The following is a 15,406-nucleotide window of genomic DNA, read 5'->3' as shown; positions in this document are numbered from 1 at the left end:
ACCGACCACCCCTCGGTCTCCCCCCTTTGCTCTGCTTCACCCCACGCAACACTGACGGGCCCTTTCCGTCGCCTCCGTGTAAGCAGAGCAAAGGGGCCGAGCGGGTAGGGCGGTAGGGCGGGAGTAGGGCGGGAGGCCCGCGGCGGACGGTCACCGCGCACGGGTGGCGAACTAGGCTCGCGGCATGACGATCGACAGCGACGGCTTCCCCGCCCCGGCCGCCCTGGTCGAGCACGCCCGCCGGTTCCAGGCCGAGGGCGGCCGCCCGGCGACCCCGCGGGTCGCGGCCACCGTGCTGCTGCTGCGTCCGACCGACACCGACTTCGAGGTGTACGTCATCCGTCGGGTCGCGGCGATGACCTTCGGCGGGATGTACGCCTTCCCCGGCGGCGGCGTCGACCGCTCCGACTCCGACGCGCACCTGGACTGGGCCGGCCCGACCCCGACCGATTGGGCGGGACGGCTCGGAGTGGACGCGGAAGCCGCCCAGGCGATCGTCTGCGCCGCCGCCCGGGAGGTCTTCGAGGAGGCGGGCGTGCTGCTCGCCGGACCCGACCCGGCGACGGTGGTCGGCGACGTCAGCGGCGACGACTGGGAGGCGGCCCGGCAGGACCTGGAAGGGCGTCGGCTGGGCTTCGCCGCGCTGCTCGCCGACCGTCGACTCACCCTCCGATCGGATCTGCTGCTGCCGTGGAGCCGGTGGATCACTCCGGAGTTCGAGCCGCGCCGCTTCGACACGTACTTCTTCGTCGCCCTGCTGCCGGCCGGGCAGCGGACCCGCGACGTCTCCGGCGAGGCCGACCACACCCTGTGGATCCGACCGGCGGACGCGCTGGCCCGCGCCGAGGCGGGGGAGCTGACCATGCTGCCACCGACTCTGGTCACGCTGGCCGAAGTGGCGGCCGCCGGCGACCTGGCTGCGGTGGCGCGGGCGGCGGCCGGCCGGGACGCCGCCACCTCGATCACCCCGCGGCTGGACCTCCCGGCCGACGGCGAGCCTCGCTTCGTGCTCGGCTGACTCGCAGCGCCCCTGGGGTACGGCGGACCGTCAGTAGTGGCCGACGTACCGGTAGCCGGCGTTGAGACTGCCCGGGGCGGCGTGCGCCGGTGCCAGCGCGTCGAACGGCGCCACCGTGAGGAAGCGGACGAACTGCTGGTCCGGCTCCTCGTCGGGCGCGTAGGTGAGGACGTCGATGTCGCCCGGAGCGACGTCGCGCTCGACCCAGTCCATCAGCGGCTGGAGGAACTCGGGGATGCCGACCTCCGACGGGTGCTCGGTCGGCTCCGGCCCGAACAGGCAGTGGTAACCCGCCGGCACCATGTACAGCCGTGTGAACGCCTCGCTGCCGCCGTGACGCTGCACGGCCGCGTAGTAGTCGACAGTCGAGAACGGGGGGACGGACGGGTCCGCCCAGCCGTGGTAGAGGATCAGCTTGCCGCCCTGGTCGCGGAACGCGGACAGGTCCGCGTCAGTGGCGTTGTAGATGGTGTCGCCCAGCACGTTCAGCCGCTCGAACGTGGCCCGGGTGAATCGCACGTCGTTCAACTGGAAGTTGGCCGGAGGGTTCTGCGGGTACGCGAGGTACCTCAGGTAGTTGAGCGCGATCCTCGCGGTGTTGCCGTCCACCGGGGCGCCGGAGCGCACCACGAACTCGTCGATCCAGCCCAGCTCCGATCCGTACGGCATGCCGCCGGGGTAGAGGCCGTTCGGGCCCCGGTAGAACGCCACAACTGCCGACACCTGGGCGGGCGTGAGGCAGTCGGGCCGGTCCGTGCCGCGCGGGCAGCGCAGCGACGACGGCTGGAACCCGCACCGCCGGGGGTCCTCGATGACCGAGCCGCACTGCCGAACAACCGCCTCGTGCAGGGCGGGGATCTTCTCCGGGCCGAGGATCTGCCGGCCCGACGCGTCGGTGTTGCGCAGCACCACCCAGGCGTTGAGCAGCGCCAGCGGCGCCAGGTTGTGTACCGGTGCGCCGGCCAGGATGCCGTCGAAGTCGGACGGGAACCGCTGCGCCAGCATCAGCCCCTGCCGACCGCCGGTCGAGCAGCCGTCGAAGTACCGGTACGTCGGCCCGTGCCCGTAGTACGCGACCATCACCGCGTCCGCCACCCGACGCAGCCGGTGCTCGGACAGCAGACCGAACTCCAGTCGCGCCCGCGGGTCGGCACCCCAGGTCGCCGGCTCGCTGGTCTGCGGGTCACCGGTGTGCCCCGTGTCGTCGGAGGCCAGCACCAGCCTGCCGTCTCGCGCCGCCGCGCACTGGAACCCGAAGAGCGGCATGGTCAGGTCGGGCACCGTGCCGCACAGCCCGCTACAGCCCTGCTGCACGTACTGCCCCGTCCATCCGGAGGAGGGAAGCTTGACGGTGAACCGCGTCTGCGGCCGGATCACCCCCTGCACCAGGCAGAATTCCTGGCCCTCGGCGTTGGTGTCGCGCTTGGCCGACGTCACCGACACCTGCGGGATCCGCGTCCCGGTCAACCCCGCGCACCGGTCGGCCGGCGGGTCGGCGGCGGAGGCCGGGGTGACGATCAGGGGTACGGCGGTCAGCAGTGCCAGAACTGTTCGGATCATGATTCCCTCCTCTTTGGAGGGAGATTAGGCAGGTCGGCGGGCCTGTCGGATCAGTCCCGGGACGGGACTCGCGGTCATCCCCGGGGCGGAGCGGTACCCGGCCGGACCAGGCCGCACTCGTAGGCGAGCACGGCCGCCTGCACCCGGTCGCGCAGACCGAGCTTGAGCAGGATCGCCGACAGGTGGGTCTTCACGGTAGCCCGGCTGAGGACCAGGCGCTCCGCGATCTCGTCGTTGGACAGCGCCCGCGCGACCAGTGTGAGCACCTCGATCTCACGGGCGCTGAGCGCGTCGAGCGCCGGTGGGGGAGTGCCGCCGGGCAGCTCGCTGGCGAACCGGTCGAGCAGCCGCCGGGTGACGGTCGGGGCGAGCAGCGCCTCACCGCGCGCCACCACCCGTACCGCGGTGGCCAATTCGTCGGGGCGGATGTCCTTGAGCAGGAAGCCGCTGGCACCGGCCCGCAGCGCCGAGAACACCGGCTCGTCCAGGTCGAACGTGGTCAGCATGATGATTCTCGCCGGCTGGCCGGCGGCGACCAGCCGGCGGGTCGCCTCGATGCCGTCCAGCCGGGGCATCCGTACGTCCATCAGGATCACGTCCGGTCGCAGCCGCCCGGCCAGCTCGACGGCCTCCACGCCGTCGCCCGCCTCACCGACCACCTCAAGATCCTCGCGGCTCCCGATGATCATCGTGAACCCGGCCCGCACCAGGGCCTGATCGTCGGCGATCAACACCCGGATGGGTGCCGCCGTCATGACGAGGTGAGCGGCAGGTCCGCCCGTACCCGAAAGCCGCCCCCCGGCACCGGCCCGGCGTCCAGCGTCCCGCCCAACAGCCGGGCCCGTTCCTGCATCCCCACGATGCCCCGGTGCGCGGAACGGTCGATCCGACCGCTCGGCCGGGCCGGGCCGTCGTCGCAGATCTCCAGCCGCACCGACCGGGGCGAGTACCGCACCGTCACCCGGGCCAGGGTGGCCTGGCTGTGCCGTAGCGTGTTGGTCAGCGACTCCTGCACGATCCGGTACGACGAGAGGTCCACCGCCGCCGGCAACGGTGACCTGGCCGGCTCCCGGTCCAGCTCGACGGTGAGACCGGTGGCCCTCAACGACGCGGCAAGCGTGTCCAGTTGCGCCAGACCGGGCTGTGGGGTCGCCGGATCGGGCTCGGTGTCGGCGCTCATCGTCTGCAACAGCACCCGCAGCTCGGACAGGGTGGAACGGGCCGCCAGGTCGATTGAGGTGAGCGCCGCGCGGGCCAGATCGGGTCGACGGTCGAAGACGTCCTGCGCGGCGCCGGCCTGCACCACGATCACCGAAACCGTGTGGACCAGCACGTCGTGCAGTTCGCGGGCGATCCGTTCCCGTTCCTGGGAGACGATGCGCCGCTCGGAGTCCCGCCGGCGCAGCGCGCGGGTTCGTCCCAGCTCACCGAGGGTCCAGCCGAGCGCCGGGCCGGCGATCGCGAGCAGCACGTTGCGCCAGTCGCCGTACGCCAGCTTCCAGGGCGTGCCGGCCAGCAGCAGGCCGAGCACCCACAGCGACCGCGACGGCGGCCTCCGCCGCGCGTACCCGGCCAGCACCGCGGCGACCTGACCGAGCCAACCGATGGCCGGAGTGAGCGCCTCGATGCCGATTCCGGCGAGGACGGCCGCCGCCATCGCGCCCTCCGGGTGGCGGCGCAGCACCGCGATGGTGCCGGCCTGCACCGCCGCCAGTGCGATGGCGGCAGCGTAGCCGGGCACCTGGCGCGGACCGTTCGGCGTGACCAGGATCAGCGCCGCGAGCACGACGAACAGGCCGACGGCGACCCGCACGTCGGGCCGGCATCCGCGCAGGAGCCTGCCGGGTGAACGCACCCGATGATGGTAGGCAGCTCACGGATCGACGGTCATCGGCCGCGGGAACGACGAAGCGGCCCGTCCGAAGACGGACCGCCCGCGTCGGGAGGGAAGAGGGAGGCTCAGCCGAAGCGGCCGGTGATGTAGTCCTCGGTCTTCTTCACGCTCGGGTTGCTGAAGATCTTCTGGGTGTTGTCGTACTCGATGAGCCGGCCCGGGTCGCCGGTCTTCTCGATGGAGAAGAATGCGGTCCGGTCCGACACCCGGGCGGCCTGCTGCATGTTGTGCGTCACGATGATGATCGTGAACTTGTCCTTGAGCTGGAACATCAGGTCCTCGATGGCCAGCGTGGAGATCGGGTCCAGGGCCGAGCACGGCTCGTCCATCAGGACGACCTGCGGCTCGACCGCGATGGTCCGGGCGATGCAGAGCCGCTGCTGCTGACCGCCGGAGAGGCCCGCTCCGGGCTTGCCGAGGCGGTCCTTGACCTCGTCCCACAGGTTCGCCGAGCGCAGCGCCTTCTCGGCGGCCTCGTCCAGGATCGACTTCTTGCGGACGCCGTTGAGCTTCAGCCCGGCCACCACGTTCTCGAAGATGCTCATGGTGGGGAACGGGTTCGGCCGCTGGAAGACCATGCCGATCATGCGCCGGACCGCGGTGACGTCCACGTCCCGGTCGTAGATGTCCTGGTCGTCGATGGTCAGGCTGCCCTCGACGCGGGCACCCGGCAGCACCTCGTGCATCCGGTTGATCGACCGCAGGAACGTCGACTTGCCGCAGCCGGACGGCCCGATCAGAGCGGTGACAGTCTTCGGCTCGACGGTCAGGTTGATGTTCTCGATCGCCTTGAACCCGCCGTAGTAGGCGGTGACGTTCGAGGCTTCGACGCGCTTGGCCATGGTGGTACCTCCGGGGTTCATCGGCTGAGCCTGTTGCGACGGGCCAGCAACTTCGCCGCGATCGTCAGGATGAGTACGAGGGCGACCAGGGTGAGTGCCGCGGTCCACGCCCGTGCCGGCGAATACTTCGACGCCTCGCCGGCCTGCTGGTAGACGAAGAGGGCCAGCGACGACTGGTTGTTCTCGAAGGGGTTGAAGTTGATCGCGGCGCCACCGCCGGCGACCAGCAGCACCGGCGCGGTCTCGCCGGCCGCGCGGGCGATCGCGAGCATGACGCCGGTGACGATGCCGGGCAACGCCGTCGGCAGGACCACCCGCAGGATGGTCTTCCACTTGGGTACGCCGAGCGCGTACGCGCCCTCGCGTAGCGGGGCCGGCACGAGGCGGAGCATCTCCTCGGTGGACCGGACGATGGTGGGCAGCATCAGTACGGCGAGGGCCAGCGCGGCGGCGAAGCCGGAGAAGCTCGGCCGGCCGTCGTTGAACCACGGCGACACGATCAGCACCCAGAACGCCAGCACGAAGAGGCCGGTGACGATCGACGGGATGCCCGTCATCACGTCGACGAAGAACCGGATCGCGAAGGCGAAACGGCCCCGCCCGTACTCGACGATGTAGATGGCGCAGAGGATGCCGAGCGGTACGGTGATCAAAGTGGCGATGCCGACCTGCTCCAGCGTGCCGACGATCGCGTGGTACGCGCCGCCGTTGGCGTCCCGGGCACCGATGTTGTTCATCGAGCTGTTGAAGAAGTCGCCGTCCAGCCGCTCGGTGCCCTTGCTGACGAGCGTCCAGACGACCGAAACGAGCGGCACCACCGCCAGCACGAACGCGGAGTGGATCAGTGCGCTCCAGGTGCGGTTGCGGGCGGAGCGCCGTCCCTCGACCGCGTTGGCCGCGGCGAAGAGCCCGACCAGGTAGAGGAGCGCGCCGAGGACGACCACCAGGACCGGGCCGCCGATGCCGGCGCCGTAGACGATCACGGCGGAGAGCGCGAGCGCCGCAACGGCGATGACCGGTGCGGCGTACCAGGGCAGCCGCCTGGCCCGCAGCGAGGCGGGCTGGGCCGGCGGCCGGGTTCGGTGGGAGGTGACGGTTGTGGTCATGCGGCGGACTCCGTGAACTCCCGGCGGCGGTAGATGATCGCCCGCGCGATGATGTTGACGATCAAGGTGATCGCGAACAACACGAGGCCGGAAGCGATCAGCGCGCCCCGACCGGTCTCGTTCGCCTCGGCGAACCGGTTGGCGATGTTGGCCGCGATGGTGTTACCACCGGACTCGAGCAGGTTGAACGAGATGGCGTACGTGGAGCCGAGGGTCAGCGCCAGCGCGATGGTCTCGCCCAGCGCGCGGCCGAGACCGAGCATGACCGCGGCGATGATGCCGGGGCGACCGTAGGGGAGTACCGCGGTGCGGAGCATCTCCCAACGGGTGGCGCCCAGGGCGATGGCGGCTTCCTCGTTGGCCTTCGGCGTCTGGAGGAACACCTCGCGGGTGAGCGAGGTGACGATCGGCAGGATCATGATGGCCAGGACCAGGGAACCGAGCAGGATCGAGTTGCCGTAGGGGCCGTCGCCACCGAAGATCGGGATCCAGCCGAAGTACTTGTTGAGCCAGACGGAGAGGTCCGACACCGGGCCGATGAGGTAGTCGCGACCCCAGAGGCCGAAAACCACGCTGGGTACGGCCGCGAGCAGGTCGATCAGGAAGCCGAGGCTGTTGCCGATCCTGCGCGGAGCGTAGTGGGAGAGGTAGAGCGCGATGCCCATGGCCACCGGCACAGCCATGAGCAGTGCCAGGGCGGCGGTGAGCACGGTTCCGAAGGCGAGTGCGCCGATGCCGAACGTGGGCGGGTTGTCGTTCGGGAACCAGCCTTCGAAGGTCCAGAAGTTCGCGGAGTTGGCGCGTAGGGCCGGGATCGCCTTCGCGATCAGGAAGACCGCGATGGCCACGATTATGACCAACACTGTCGTTCCGGCAGCCAGGGTGAGGCCACGGAAGGCCCGCTCGGCCCCGAACTTCCGGTTTCGGGGCAGCGCGCCGCCGCCGCCCAGCCCGGTGCCGCCCGGGGAACGGGTGCTGACTGGTGCCTCGGCCACACGCGCCGAGGCACCGGCGGGCCACTCGTGACTCTCGGTCACGCGCGTCCCGCCGGTGCCGGCGTCGGCCGAGCGGTGAGGGGTTTCACCCATCTGCTCGCTCGATTCGGTTGCGGAGGTGTGGGGGTCGGATCAGGAGAGGTTCTTGACCGCGGTCTCGACCTTGGTGCGGACCGTCTCCGGCAGCGGGGCGTAGCCCAGGTCGGTCAGGGAGTTCTGGCCCTCGGCGCTGGCGGCGTGGCCCAGCAGACCCTTGACCAGCTTGAGCTTGTCGGCCGCGAGGCCCTTGCTGCAGACGACCTCGTACGTCGCCAGGACGATCGGGTAGGCCCCGGCCTCCTTGGTGTTGTAGTCGATCGACAGCTTGAGGTCGTCGCCCTGGCCCTCGATCTTCGCCCCGGCGATGGTCTTGCCGGCCGACTCAGCGGTCAGCGCGGCCCACTCGCCGGCGCCGTTCTGCACCTTGGCCATGTTCAGGCTGGAGTTCTCGGCGTACGACCACTCGACGTAGCTGATCGTGCCGACCGTGCTCTTGACCTTGCTGGCCACACCGTCGGACTTGGCGGCGCCGATACCACCCGGGGCCTTCCACGCCTTGGCGTTGCTGAAGGTCCAGTCCGACTCGGCGGTCTTCGACAGGTACTTGGTGAAGTTGTCGGTGGTGCCCGACTCGTCCGAGCGGTGGACGGTCTGGATGGCGGCGGACGGCAGCTTGGCGTCCGGGTTGTCCGCCTTGATCGCCGGGTCGTCCCACTTGGTGACCTTGCCGGCGAAGATCTTCGCCAGGGTGGCCGGCTTGAACTGGAGGTCCTTCACGTCGCTGCCGGCGTTGTATACGACCGCGACCGGGCCGATCACCATGGGCAGGTTGAGGGCCTTGCCGCCGGAGCACTTGGCGTCGGCCTGCGGCTGCTCCTCCGGCTTGAGCGCCGAGTCGGAGCCGGCGAAGTCGGCGGTCCCGGCGATGAACGCCTGGATGCCGGCGCCCGAGCCGGAAGCCTCGTAGTTGATGGTCGTGCCAGCACACTTCTGCTGGTACGCCTTGATCCACTCGGCCATGGCGTTCTTCTGGGCCGACGAGCCCTGGGCGTTGACCGTGCCGGTACCGCAGTCGACCGCGGCGGCGGAGCCCGAGGCGCTGGCGCCGGAAGTGGGCTCGTTGTTGTCCGAGCCGCATGCACTGAGGCCGAGCGTCGCGGCAAGAGCGAGGCAGGCAATAGTGCCGTACCGCTGGAGCTTCACCTGAGGGGTTTCCCTTCGCGTCTGACTTGGCGCCCCGATCCCGGGGCCCGAGGACCGGCACTGACCGGCTGACACGAAAGTTAGAAGTGCCAGGTAGCCGGTTCGCCGGTCGCAAGTGAACGCGAGGTGAACACGTACGGCCGCTGAGGTGACCGCTCGCTGAGGGTGAGTTGTCCGTTAAGTGAACCGGGGCACTTCAGTGCCCGTTCCGCTCAGCCGAGGTGGTAGTTGATGTGCGCGGACCACCGGGCGAAGCCGAGACGCTCGTACAGCGCGACCGCCCCGGTGTTCGAGTCGTCGACGTAGAGCATCACCCGGTCCAGGTCCCGCCGGTCCCGCAGGTACGCGAGCCCTGCCGTGGTCAGCGCCCGGCCCAGGCCGCCGCCGTGCGCGGTCGGCTCGACCCCGACCACGTACACCTCGCCGATCCGGGCCGACCCGGGCCGCTCGTGCACCTTCGTCCAGTGGAAGCCGAGCAGCCGACCGGTCGAGGTCTCCTCGGCGAGCAGGAAGCCGGCCGGGTCGAACCACGGCTCGGCGAGTCGTACCCGCAGGTCGTCCTCGGTCCACCGGCCCTGCTCGGGGTGTTCGGCGAAGGCCCGCGCGTTCAGTGCCAGCCACGCGGCGTCGTCCGCCCCCGGCCGGAACGCCCGCAGCGCCACCCCGTCGGGCAGGCGCGGCTCGCCCAGTGGGGCGGCCAACGGTCGACGCAGCTGCCAGAGCACCCGCGCCCGGGCGAACCCCAGGTCCACGGCGAGCGCCGCCGCCGACGGGTGGTCGCCGTGCGCCCACGCCCGCAGCGGTCCGGTCGCCGAGGCGAGCACCCCCCGGGCCAGCGCCCGGCCGGTGCCCCGCCGCCGGTACGCCGGGTGCACCACCAACTCCACCCCGATCCCGTCCCCCGGGTCGGTGGTGTCCAGGTGCGCGTACCCGGTCAGGGTGCCGTCGTCGGCGCGGGCCAGCAGGTGTACGGCCGCGGCGTCCGGGTCGCGCAGGCGGAGCAGGGTGTGCTCGTCCAGCGGGTCCGCGCCGTCGGTGTCGCCCGCGGTCCGAGCCAGGGCCAGCACCCCGGCGATCTCCGTGGGGGCCAGTCGGTCGGTCCGGGTCACCTGGTCGCTGGTCGGCTCCGCGCTGCTCATCCCGTCACCGTAGCCGCTGCGCCGTCCGCGTCCCCGACGGTCGCCCGAGGTGGCGGGCCCGGGTCACGTCGGGTCGGTGGGCAGCGCCTCCAACTCGTAGCGCGCGCTGAGTTCGGGCAGGATCCGGCGCAACGCGTCGACTGTGCCCTGCCGGTCGCCCCCGGCGTCGTGCATGAGCACGACCGCCCCGGGTTGCGCCTGCGTGAGCACCGTCGAGGCGATCTTGTTGGCGCCGGGCGCCTGCCAGTCCGACGGGTCCACCGACCAGTGCAGCGGGGTCATGCCGAGTTGCCGGGACACCGACACCACCGGGTAGGTCCAGGCGCCGCCGGGTTGGCGGTACCAGACGATCGGTACGTCCGGCACCGCCGCCCGGATGGCCTGGTTGGTGCGTACCAGATCGGTGCGGATCTGATCGGCGGACCGGTTGCCCAGGGAGACGTCGTGGTGCCAGGAGTGGTTGCAGAGCGTGTGGCCGTCCGCGACGATCGCCTGGATCAGGTCGGGGTGGTCCTGGGCGTTCTCGCCCACCACGCAGAACGTGGCCTTGACGTCGTACTCGCGCAGCATCGCGAGGACCTGGGGGGTGTAGCGCGGGTCCGGGCCGTCGTCGAAGGTCAGCGCGAGTCGGGCGGTGCCGGTGTCGGTGTGGGCGCCGAACAGCTTGTCGCCACCGGCGTCCCGGCCGGTGCCGTCCTGACCGGCCTCGGCCGGCCCGGCGGCGCTCTGGCTGGTGCTCGGGTGCTCGCTCGACGGCTGCTCGGGAGGCTGGTCGGCGTAGTGGGGCCCGGTGGCGTCCGTGGTGACGCCGGTGGCGTGCGGCCGGGTCTGGTCCGGGACGAGGCTGCGGCCCAGCACGTACGCGGAGCCGAGTAGCGCTGCCAATACCACTGTCACGATCCCGGCCGCGCGGGCGGTCGAGTTGACCCGCCTCACGGCTTCCACCCGGTCGGCCGGAGCCGCCGGCCCGTCGCCCCCGTGCTGTCTGCGCGCACCCTTGACCCCCTTTTGCGACAAACCCGGCAGTCAGAATAGGACCGACGAGCTGCACAAAAGGGGCATATGGGGAATCGGGCCGGAGCTAGACGGGCAGCGGCGCGTGCTCCGCCTCGGGCAGGGAACGCGACGGCGGTACGACGAACTTGTAACCCACCTGGCGGACCGTGCCGATCATCGACTCGTACTCCGAGCCGAGCTTCGCGCGCAGCCGCCGGACGTGCACGTCCACCGTCCGGGTGCCGCCGAAGTAGTCGTACCCCCAGACCTCGCGCAGCAGTTGGTCGCGGGTGAACACCCGGCCCGGGTGCTGGGCCAGGAACTTCAGCAGCTCGAACTCCTTGTAGGTGAGGTCGAGCGGGCGACCCTTCAGCTTGGCCGCGTACGTGTCCGGGTCGATGGTGAGTTCCCCCGCCCGGATCGAGCCGCCGGCGCCGGCGGTCGCGTTGCTCAGGCGGCCGACCGCGAGCCGCAGCCGGGCCTCGACCTCGGCGGGACCGGCCGAGGCGAGGATGACGTCGTCGACGCCCCAGTCCGCGTTCAGCGCGATCAGGCCGGCCTCGGTGACGACCGCGACCAGCGGCACCCCGAGCCCGGTGGCGTGCAGCATCCGGCAGGTCGCCCGGGCCTCGCTCAACTCCGACCGGGCGTCCACCAGCACCGCGTCCGGGCTGGGCCCGGCGACCAGGGTGCGGACATCACGCGGCGCGGTGCGCACCGAGTGTGGCAGCAGGTCGAGCGCCGGCAGCACAGCCGACGGTTCGCCTGCACGCGCGGTCACCAGCAGCAGGATCTCCACGATCACCTCCGTCCCGGCGGCGCATCGCCGCACGCGACCAGACACACTCGTGAGGGAGTGCGCTGAGAAATTGCGTGGTCCCGGCGTCGCTGACGGGCGGGTAACGCGTTGAGCGTAACCGATCGCCTCGGCTGCACCGTCAGGCCATTTCCCGTTTGTCTAGCTTGCCCCTGATCGTGGCACAGGTTTTAACGTTGCTGAAACCCGTGACCGCCGCACCGGCCGGTCGATCTGGCACGATCGGGGCGTGTTTCCCTCCACCTCGCCCGACGCCGGCCGCGATTCGTGGTCCGACGGCCCCCGCCCGGGTCCGGCCGCTCCGACCCGTGGCCACCCGCCCGCGCCGCGCACCGGACCGGCTGTCGCCGAGGGCGAGCGCCGTGAACGTGGGCCGCGCCGGGCCCGCCGTGCCGGCGAGCCGGCCCGTCGTGCCGAGGACGAGGTCGACGAGCCGGAGGAGGAGGTCGTCCCCCCGGTCGAGGTGCACCGCCCGCTGGCGCTGACCATCGCCGGCTTCGCCGCGCTGCTCGGCGTGGGACTGGTGCTCGGCGCGCAGACGTCGGGCCCGGGCCACCGGCTGCCGTTCGCCGTCATCGTCTTCGGCGTCCAACTGCTGTTCGTGCTCGCCTGGACGATGGCCATGCGCCCACCGGCGTTGCTGCTGGTCGGCGGGATCAGCGCCGCCGTGGCCGCGGCCGCCGACATCGCCGCCGTACGGAGCGACATCGCCGGCCTGGCGCCGCTGGGCTATCTGGCCGTCGGCGGCTTCCTCGCCGCGGTGCTCGGCCAACTGATCCGCCGCGTCGACCGGGTCCGGGTCACCGACTCCCTCGGCGCCACCCTGCTCATCGTGGTCGGTGTGGTGGCCTTCGGCACCCTGATCGTGCTCAGTCGCATCCCCGCCGGCACGCAGGCGATCACCGTCTGCCTGACCGCGAGCGGCGTCGCGCTCACCGTCGCCCGGCTCACCGACGCGGTGCTGCCGTGGCCTCGGCTGGCCCCGCAGGTGCCCCGGGGCGCGGCCGGCGTCGTCGGCGGCGCGATGGTGGGCACGCTGGGCAGCGCGCTGCTCGGCGGCTATCTGGTGGCACCCTTCACGCCGACCAGGGCCGCGGTGATCGGCCTGGTCGCGGCCGTCGCCGCCGTGCTGACCGACCTCGCCGTGGGGTACGCGGAGGCGGGCCGCCTGATGGCCGGCGAGCCGCCCACCATGTGGGTCGCCCGGCACATGCAGGGGCCGCTCGGCGGGTTCGCCCTGGCCGCGCCGGCCGCGTACGCCATGTGCATGCTCTTCCTCTGAGCCACGGTTGAGGTCGGTGCCCCTCGGGTACCTACGGTGCGCCGCGCTGCGGCACCGGTTCGGACGATCCGCCGTGTCGCGGCGGACGGAGACAGGAGGCGGCGTGGCCCAGGAGTATCCGGTCGGCGAGGCCCGGCCCCGACGGCGCGGGCGCAAGCTGCTCATCGGGCTTGTCGTCCTGCTCCTCGTGGTGGTGGGACTGCTGGTGGTCGCCGACCGGGTGGCGGTCGGGGTGGCCGAGCGGCTGATCGCCGAACGGGTCAGCCAGGAGATCAGCAAGCAGGGCGCGCAGTCCGCGGCGCCCGACGTCGAGGTCGGTGGGGTTCCGTTCCTGACCCAGGTGCTCGACGGGCGGTACGAGCGGATCTCCATCTCGCTGCGGGACGTGCAGGCCTCGGTCGAGGGTGACGCCGTACGGCTGCCGGTGCTGGACGTCGACGCCCGCAACGTGCGGGCGTCGCTGGACACGCTGCGGTCCGGGCAGGGCGACGTCGTGGCCGACACCGTCGACGGCACCGGCACGATCAGCTACGAGAGCCTCGCCGCGCTGCTGAACCGGCCCGGCCTCACGCTCGGCGAGCAGGGCGGCAAGCTGGCCGTCAGCGCTCCGGTCGACATCCTCGGCCAGAAGTTCACCGTCGCCGGCACCGCCGACGTCACCGTCGCCAAGAGTGGCGCGGTGGCCCTGCGCTTCAACAACCTGGACGCCGCCGGGCTGCCGAACCTGCCGCTGGCCCGCACGATCCTCAACAACTACGCCAAGGGCATCTCCATCGACGTGCCGCTGCCCGACCTGCCGTTCCAGCTCGCGGTCCGCAAGGTCCAGCCGTTGCCCGAAGGGTTGGCGGTCACCGCCGACGCGAAGAACGTACCGATCAATTCGGTCAGCTGACCCGTCCGGCCGCCGGTGGGACGGCAGACCGGCCCGCAGCCGGACGATTCCCGGATGGTGGTCGGTACGGTGGCAGCCCGTTCACTGACTGGTAGGCTCCGTGACCATGGGGACCCACCTCACCAAACGGCGCGCGGTCGACCTGTGCCGCGTGGCCACCTGCCTGTGTCGCCCTGTCATCTGACGGCGGGGCTGTTTTCGGCCGCCTGACGGCGGCCACCGGCACGCAGGGTCTCCGACCCTTTCCGGTGATCCCACCGAACGCCCGGCAGCGGCGCCGTCGCACGAACCCGTGATCCCGTCCTTCCACTGGGTCCCGCGCGCGGTGCGACAGTTCAACCCATCGATATTCGCGCGTTGGCTCACCATCCATCCTCACCAGGGAGTGATTCGATGAGTCGCGACACCGCACTCGTCTCGGCCGAGTGGGCCGAGAAGAACCTCGACGCCCCGGGCGTCGTCTTCGTCGAGGTCGACGAGGACACCTCGGCCTTCGAGACCGGCCACATCGCCGGCGCCATCAAGATCGACTGGAAGACCGACCTCCAGGACCAGGTCCGCCGGGACTTCGTCAACAAGACCCAGTTCGAGGCGCTGCTGTCCGAGCGGGGCATCAGCAACGACGACACCGTGATCCTGTACGGCGGCAACAACAACTGGTTCGCGGCGTACGCCTACTGGTACTTCAAGCTCTACGGCCACCGCGACGTCAAGCTGCTCGACGGCGGTCGCAAGAAGTGGGAGCTGGACGCCCGGCCGCTCGTCACCGAGACGACGACCCGCCCGGCGACCCAGTACGTCGCGCAGGAGCCGGACACCTCCATCCGGGCCTTCCGCGACGAGGTGGTCGCCGCGATCGGCACCAAGAACCTGGTCGACGTGCGCAGCCCCGACGAGTTCGCCGGCCGGCTGCTCGCCCCCGCCCACCTCCCCCAGGAGCAGGCGCAGCGGGCCGGTCACATCCCGACCGCGATCAGCGTCCCGTGGTCCAAGGCGGCCAATGAGGACGGCACCTTCCGGTCCGACGACGAGCTGCGCAAGATCTACGGCGACGCGGGGCTGGACGACAGCAAGGAGACCATCGCGTACTGCCGGATCGGCGAGCGTTCCTCGCACACCTGGTTCGTGCTCCAGGAGCTGCTCGGTCACCGCAACGTCAAGAACTACGACGGCTCCTGGACCGAGTACGGCTCGCTGGTCGGCGTGCCGGTCGCGCTCGGCGACGAGCCAGGGGAGGCCTGACGATGACCGCTCCCACCGCTGCGGGCTGCGCCGCGCCCGACCAGGCCGCGCCCCTGCCGGCCAGCCTGGACCTCGAGAAGGAAACCGTCATCACCGGCATCGTCCGCTCGGCGGCGGACGAGGTCGTGCCCGGCGCGTACGTCCGGCTGCTCGACTCGACCGGTGAGTTCACCGCCGAGGTGGTCACCTCGGCCGCCGGCCAGTTCCGGTTCTTCGCCGCGCCGGGCTCCTGGACGCTGCGGGCGCTCTCCCGGCACGGGAACGGCGACACCGCCGTCACCGCCGGCCGGGGCATCAACGAGGTGACGGTCACCGTCGCCTGACCCACCGCTCTGATCGACCGGGGCCGGTCACCCTCTGCGGGTGGCCGGCCCCGGTCGT

At 71.4% G+C, this 15,406-nt stretch carries 16 protein-coding genes; 6 read left to right on the top strand and 10 right to left on the bottom strand.

All coding sequences use genetic code 11. The features are described from left to right. Nucleotides 1–184 precede the first annotated feature (184 nt). Entirely contained in the window at nucleotides 185–1,018 is an 834-nt protein-coding gene (locus tag ACN263_RS27525) for an NUDIX hydrolase (RefSeq protein WP_422737144.1), read from the top strand. A gap of 30 nt (nucleotides 1,019–1,048) precedes the next feature. Here the strand turns inward: ACN263_RS27525 and ACN263_RS27520 are convergent, their stop codons facing one another. The 10 genes from ACN263_RS27520 to ACN263_RS27475 form a co-directional block, all read right to left on the bottom strand. Continuing rightward, nucleotides 1,049–2,578 (bottom strand): tannase/feruloyl esterase family alpha/beta hydrolase, encoded by a 1,530-nt coding sequence (locus tag ACN263_RS27520; protein WP_422737143.1) that lies wholly within the window; start codon nucleotides 2,576–2,578, stop codon nucleotides 1,049–1,051. A 74-nt stretch (nucleotides 2,579–2,652) separates the two neighbouring features. After that, nucleotides 2,653–3,333 carry a response regulator gene (locus ACN263_RS27515; protein WP_422737142.1) on the bottom strand — a complete coding sequence of 227 codons (681 nt, stop codon included), beginning with the start codon at nucleotides 3,331–3,333 and terminating at the stop codon, nucleotides 2,653–2,655. Continuing rightward, nucleotides 3,330–4,433 (bottom strand): sensor histidine kinase, encoded by a 1,104-nt coding sequence (locus tag ACN263_RS27510; protein ID WP_422737141.1) that lies wholly within the window; start codon nucleotides 4,431–4,433, stop codon nucleotides 3,330–3,332. Before ACN263_RS27510 ends, ACN263_RS27515 begins: the two co-directional genes overlap by 4 nt. Nucleotides 4,434–4,537: 104 nt before the next feature. Next, nucleotides 4,538–5,314, bottom strand: a complete 777-nt coding sequence (gene pstB, locus ACN263_RS27505) for a phosphate ABC transporter ATP-binding protein PstB (protein ID WP_151488544.1) — start codon at nucleotides 5,312–5,314, stop codon at nucleotides 4,538–4,540. A 17-nt stretch (nucleotides 5,315–5,331) separates the two neighbouring features. Then, nucleotides 5,332–6,420 (bottom strand): phosphate ABC transporter permease PstA, encoded by a 1,089-nt coding sequence (gene pstA / locus ACN263_RS27500; protein ID WP_422737140.1) that lies wholly within the window; start codon nucleotides 6,418–6,420, stop codon nucleotides 5,332–5,334. Continuing rightward, nucleotides 6,417–7,508: a phosphate ABC transporter permease subunit PstC gene (gene pstC / locus ACN263_RS27495; RefSeq protein WP_422737139.1), complete on the bottom strand. Its 1,092-nt coding sequence runs from the start codon at nucleotides 7,506–7,508 to the stop codon at nucleotides 6,417–6,419. Before pstC ends, pstA begins: the two co-directional genes overlap by 4 nt. A gap of 39 nt (nucleotides 7,509–7,547) precedes the next feature. Continuing rightward, nucleotides 7,548–8,657: a phosphate ABC transporter substrate-binding protein PstS gene (pstS, locus tag ACN263_RS27490; RefSeq protein ID WP_422737138.1), complete on the bottom strand. Its 1,110-nt coding sequence runs from the start codon at nucleotides 8,655–8,657 to the stop codon at nucleotides 7,548–7,550. A gap of 212 nt (nucleotides 8,658–8,869) precedes the next feature. Continuing rightward, nucleotides 8,870–9,796: a mycothiol synthase gene (gene mshD, locus ACN263_RS27485; RefSeq protein ID WP_422737137.1), complete on the bottom strand. Its 927-nt coding sequence runs from the start codon at nucleotides 9,794–9,796 to the stop codon at nucleotides 8,870–8,872. Nucleotides 9,797–9,859: 63 nt separating this feature from the next. After that, the gene (locus ACN263_RS27480; RefSeq protein ID WP_422737136.1) at nucleotides 9,860–10,741 is read right to left on the bottom strand and encodes a polysaccharide deacetylase family protein; all 882 of its coding nucleotides are present in this window, start codon (nucleotides 10,739–10,741) and stop codon (nucleotides 9,860–9,862) included. Nucleotides 10,742–10,877: 136 nt separating this feature from the next. Then, nucleotides 10,878–11,597: a winged helix-turn-helix transcriptional regulator gene (locus tag ACN263_RS27475; protein ID WP_179781168.1), complete on the bottom strand. Its 720-nt coding sequence runs from the start codon at nucleotides 11,595–11,597 to the stop codon at nucleotides 10,878–10,880. A gap of 241 nt (nucleotides 11,598–11,838) precedes the next feature. On the opposite strand from ACN263_RS27475, the gene ACN263_RS27470 reads away from it, so the two are divergent. The 5 genes from ACN263_RS27470 (at nucleotide 11,839) to ACN263_RS27450 (ending at nucleotide 15,348) form a co-directional block, all read left to right on the top strand. Further along, nucleotides 11,839–12,891 (top strand): hypothetical protein, encoded by a 1,053-nt coding sequence (locus tag ACN263_RS27470; protein WP_422737135.1) that lies wholly within the window; start codon nucleotides 11,839–11,841, stop codon nucleotides 12,889–12,891. Between the two features lie 103 nt (nucleotides 12,892–12,994). Beyond that, a complete protein-coding gene (locus tag ACN263_RS27465; protein ID WP_422737134.1) occupies nucleotides 12,995–13,783 on the top strand; it encodes a DUF2993 domain-containing protein in 789 nt (262 codons plus the stop codon). Between the two features lie 106 nt (nucleotides 13,784–13,889). Further along, entirely contained in the window at nucleotides 13,890–13,967 is a 78-nt protein-coding gene (locus ACN263_RS27460; RefSeq protein WP_310503780.1) for an Ms5788A family Cys-rich leader peptide, read from the top strand. A 209-nt stretch (nucleotides 13,968–14,176) separates the two neighbouring features. Further along, a complete protein-coding gene (locus ACN263_RS27455; protein WP_422737133.1) occupies nucleotides 14,177–15,025 on the top strand; it encodes a sulfurtransferase in 849 nt (282 codons plus the stop codon). A gap of 2 nt (nucleotides 15,026–15,027) precedes the next feature. Next, nucleotides 15,028–15,348: a DUF1416 domain-containing protein gene (locus tag ACN263_RS27450; RefSeq protein ID WP_422737132.1), complete on the top strand. Its 321-nt coding sequence runs from the start codon at nucleotides 15,028–15,030 to the stop codon at nucleotides 15,346–15,348. The last annotated feature ends 58 nt before the right edge of the window (nucleotides 15,349–15,406 follow it).

The sequence above is a fragment of the Micromonospora sp. WMMD729 genome (assembly GCF_049315225.1).
In the GTDB taxonomy this organism is placed as follows: domain Bacteria; phylum Actinomycetota; class Actinomycetes; order Mycobacteriales; family Micromonosporaceae; genus Micromonospora.
This window is presented reverse-complemented; position numbering and strand designations above follow the sequence as displayed.

What these genes read in the sequence shown, in the direction of transcription:
- ACN263_RS27525 (WP_422737144.1), top strand. Translation starts at nt 185, where the DNA reads ATGACGATCGACAGCGACGGCTTCCCCGCCCCGGCCGCCCTGGTCGAG.
- ACN263_RS27520 (WP_422737143.1), bottom strand. Translation starts at nt 2,578, where the DNA reads ATGATCCGAACAGTTCTGGCACTGCTGACCGCCGTACCCCTGATCGTC.
- ACN263_RS27515 (WP_422737142.1), bottom strand. Translation starts at nt 3,333, where the DNA reads ATGACGGCGGCACCCATCCGGGTGTTGATCGCCGACGATCAGGCCCTG.
- pstB (WP_151488544.1), bottom strand. Translation starts at nt 5,314, where the DNA reads ATGGCCAAGCGCGTCGAAGCCTCGAACGTCACCGCCTACTACGGCGGG.
- pstA (WP_422737140.1), bottom strand. Translation starts at nt 6,420, where the DNA reads ATGACCACAACCGTCACCTCCCACCGAACCCGGCCGCCGGCCCAGCCC.
- pstC (WP_422737139.1), bottom strand. Translation starts at nt 7,508, where the DNA reads ATGGGTGAAACCCCTCACCGCTCGGCCGACGCCGGCACCGGCGGGACG.
- mshD (WP_422737137.1), bottom strand. Translation starts at nt 9,796, where the DNA reads ATGAGCAGCGCGGAGCCGACCAGCGACCAGGTGACCCGGACCGACCGA.
- ACN263_RS27460 (WP_310503780.1), top strand. Translation starts at nt 13,890, where the DNA reads ATGGGGACCCACCTCACCAAACGGCGCGCGGTCGACCTGTGCCGCGTG.
- ACN263_RS27455 (WP_422737133.1), top strand. Translation starts at nt 14,177, where the DNA reads ATGAGTCGCGACACCGCACTCGTCTCGGCCGAGTGGGCCGAGAAGAAC.
- ACN263_RS27450 (WP_422737132.1), top strand. Translation starts at nt 15,028, where the DNA reads ATGACCGCTCCCACCGCTGCGGGCTGCGCCGCGCCCGACCAGGCCGCG.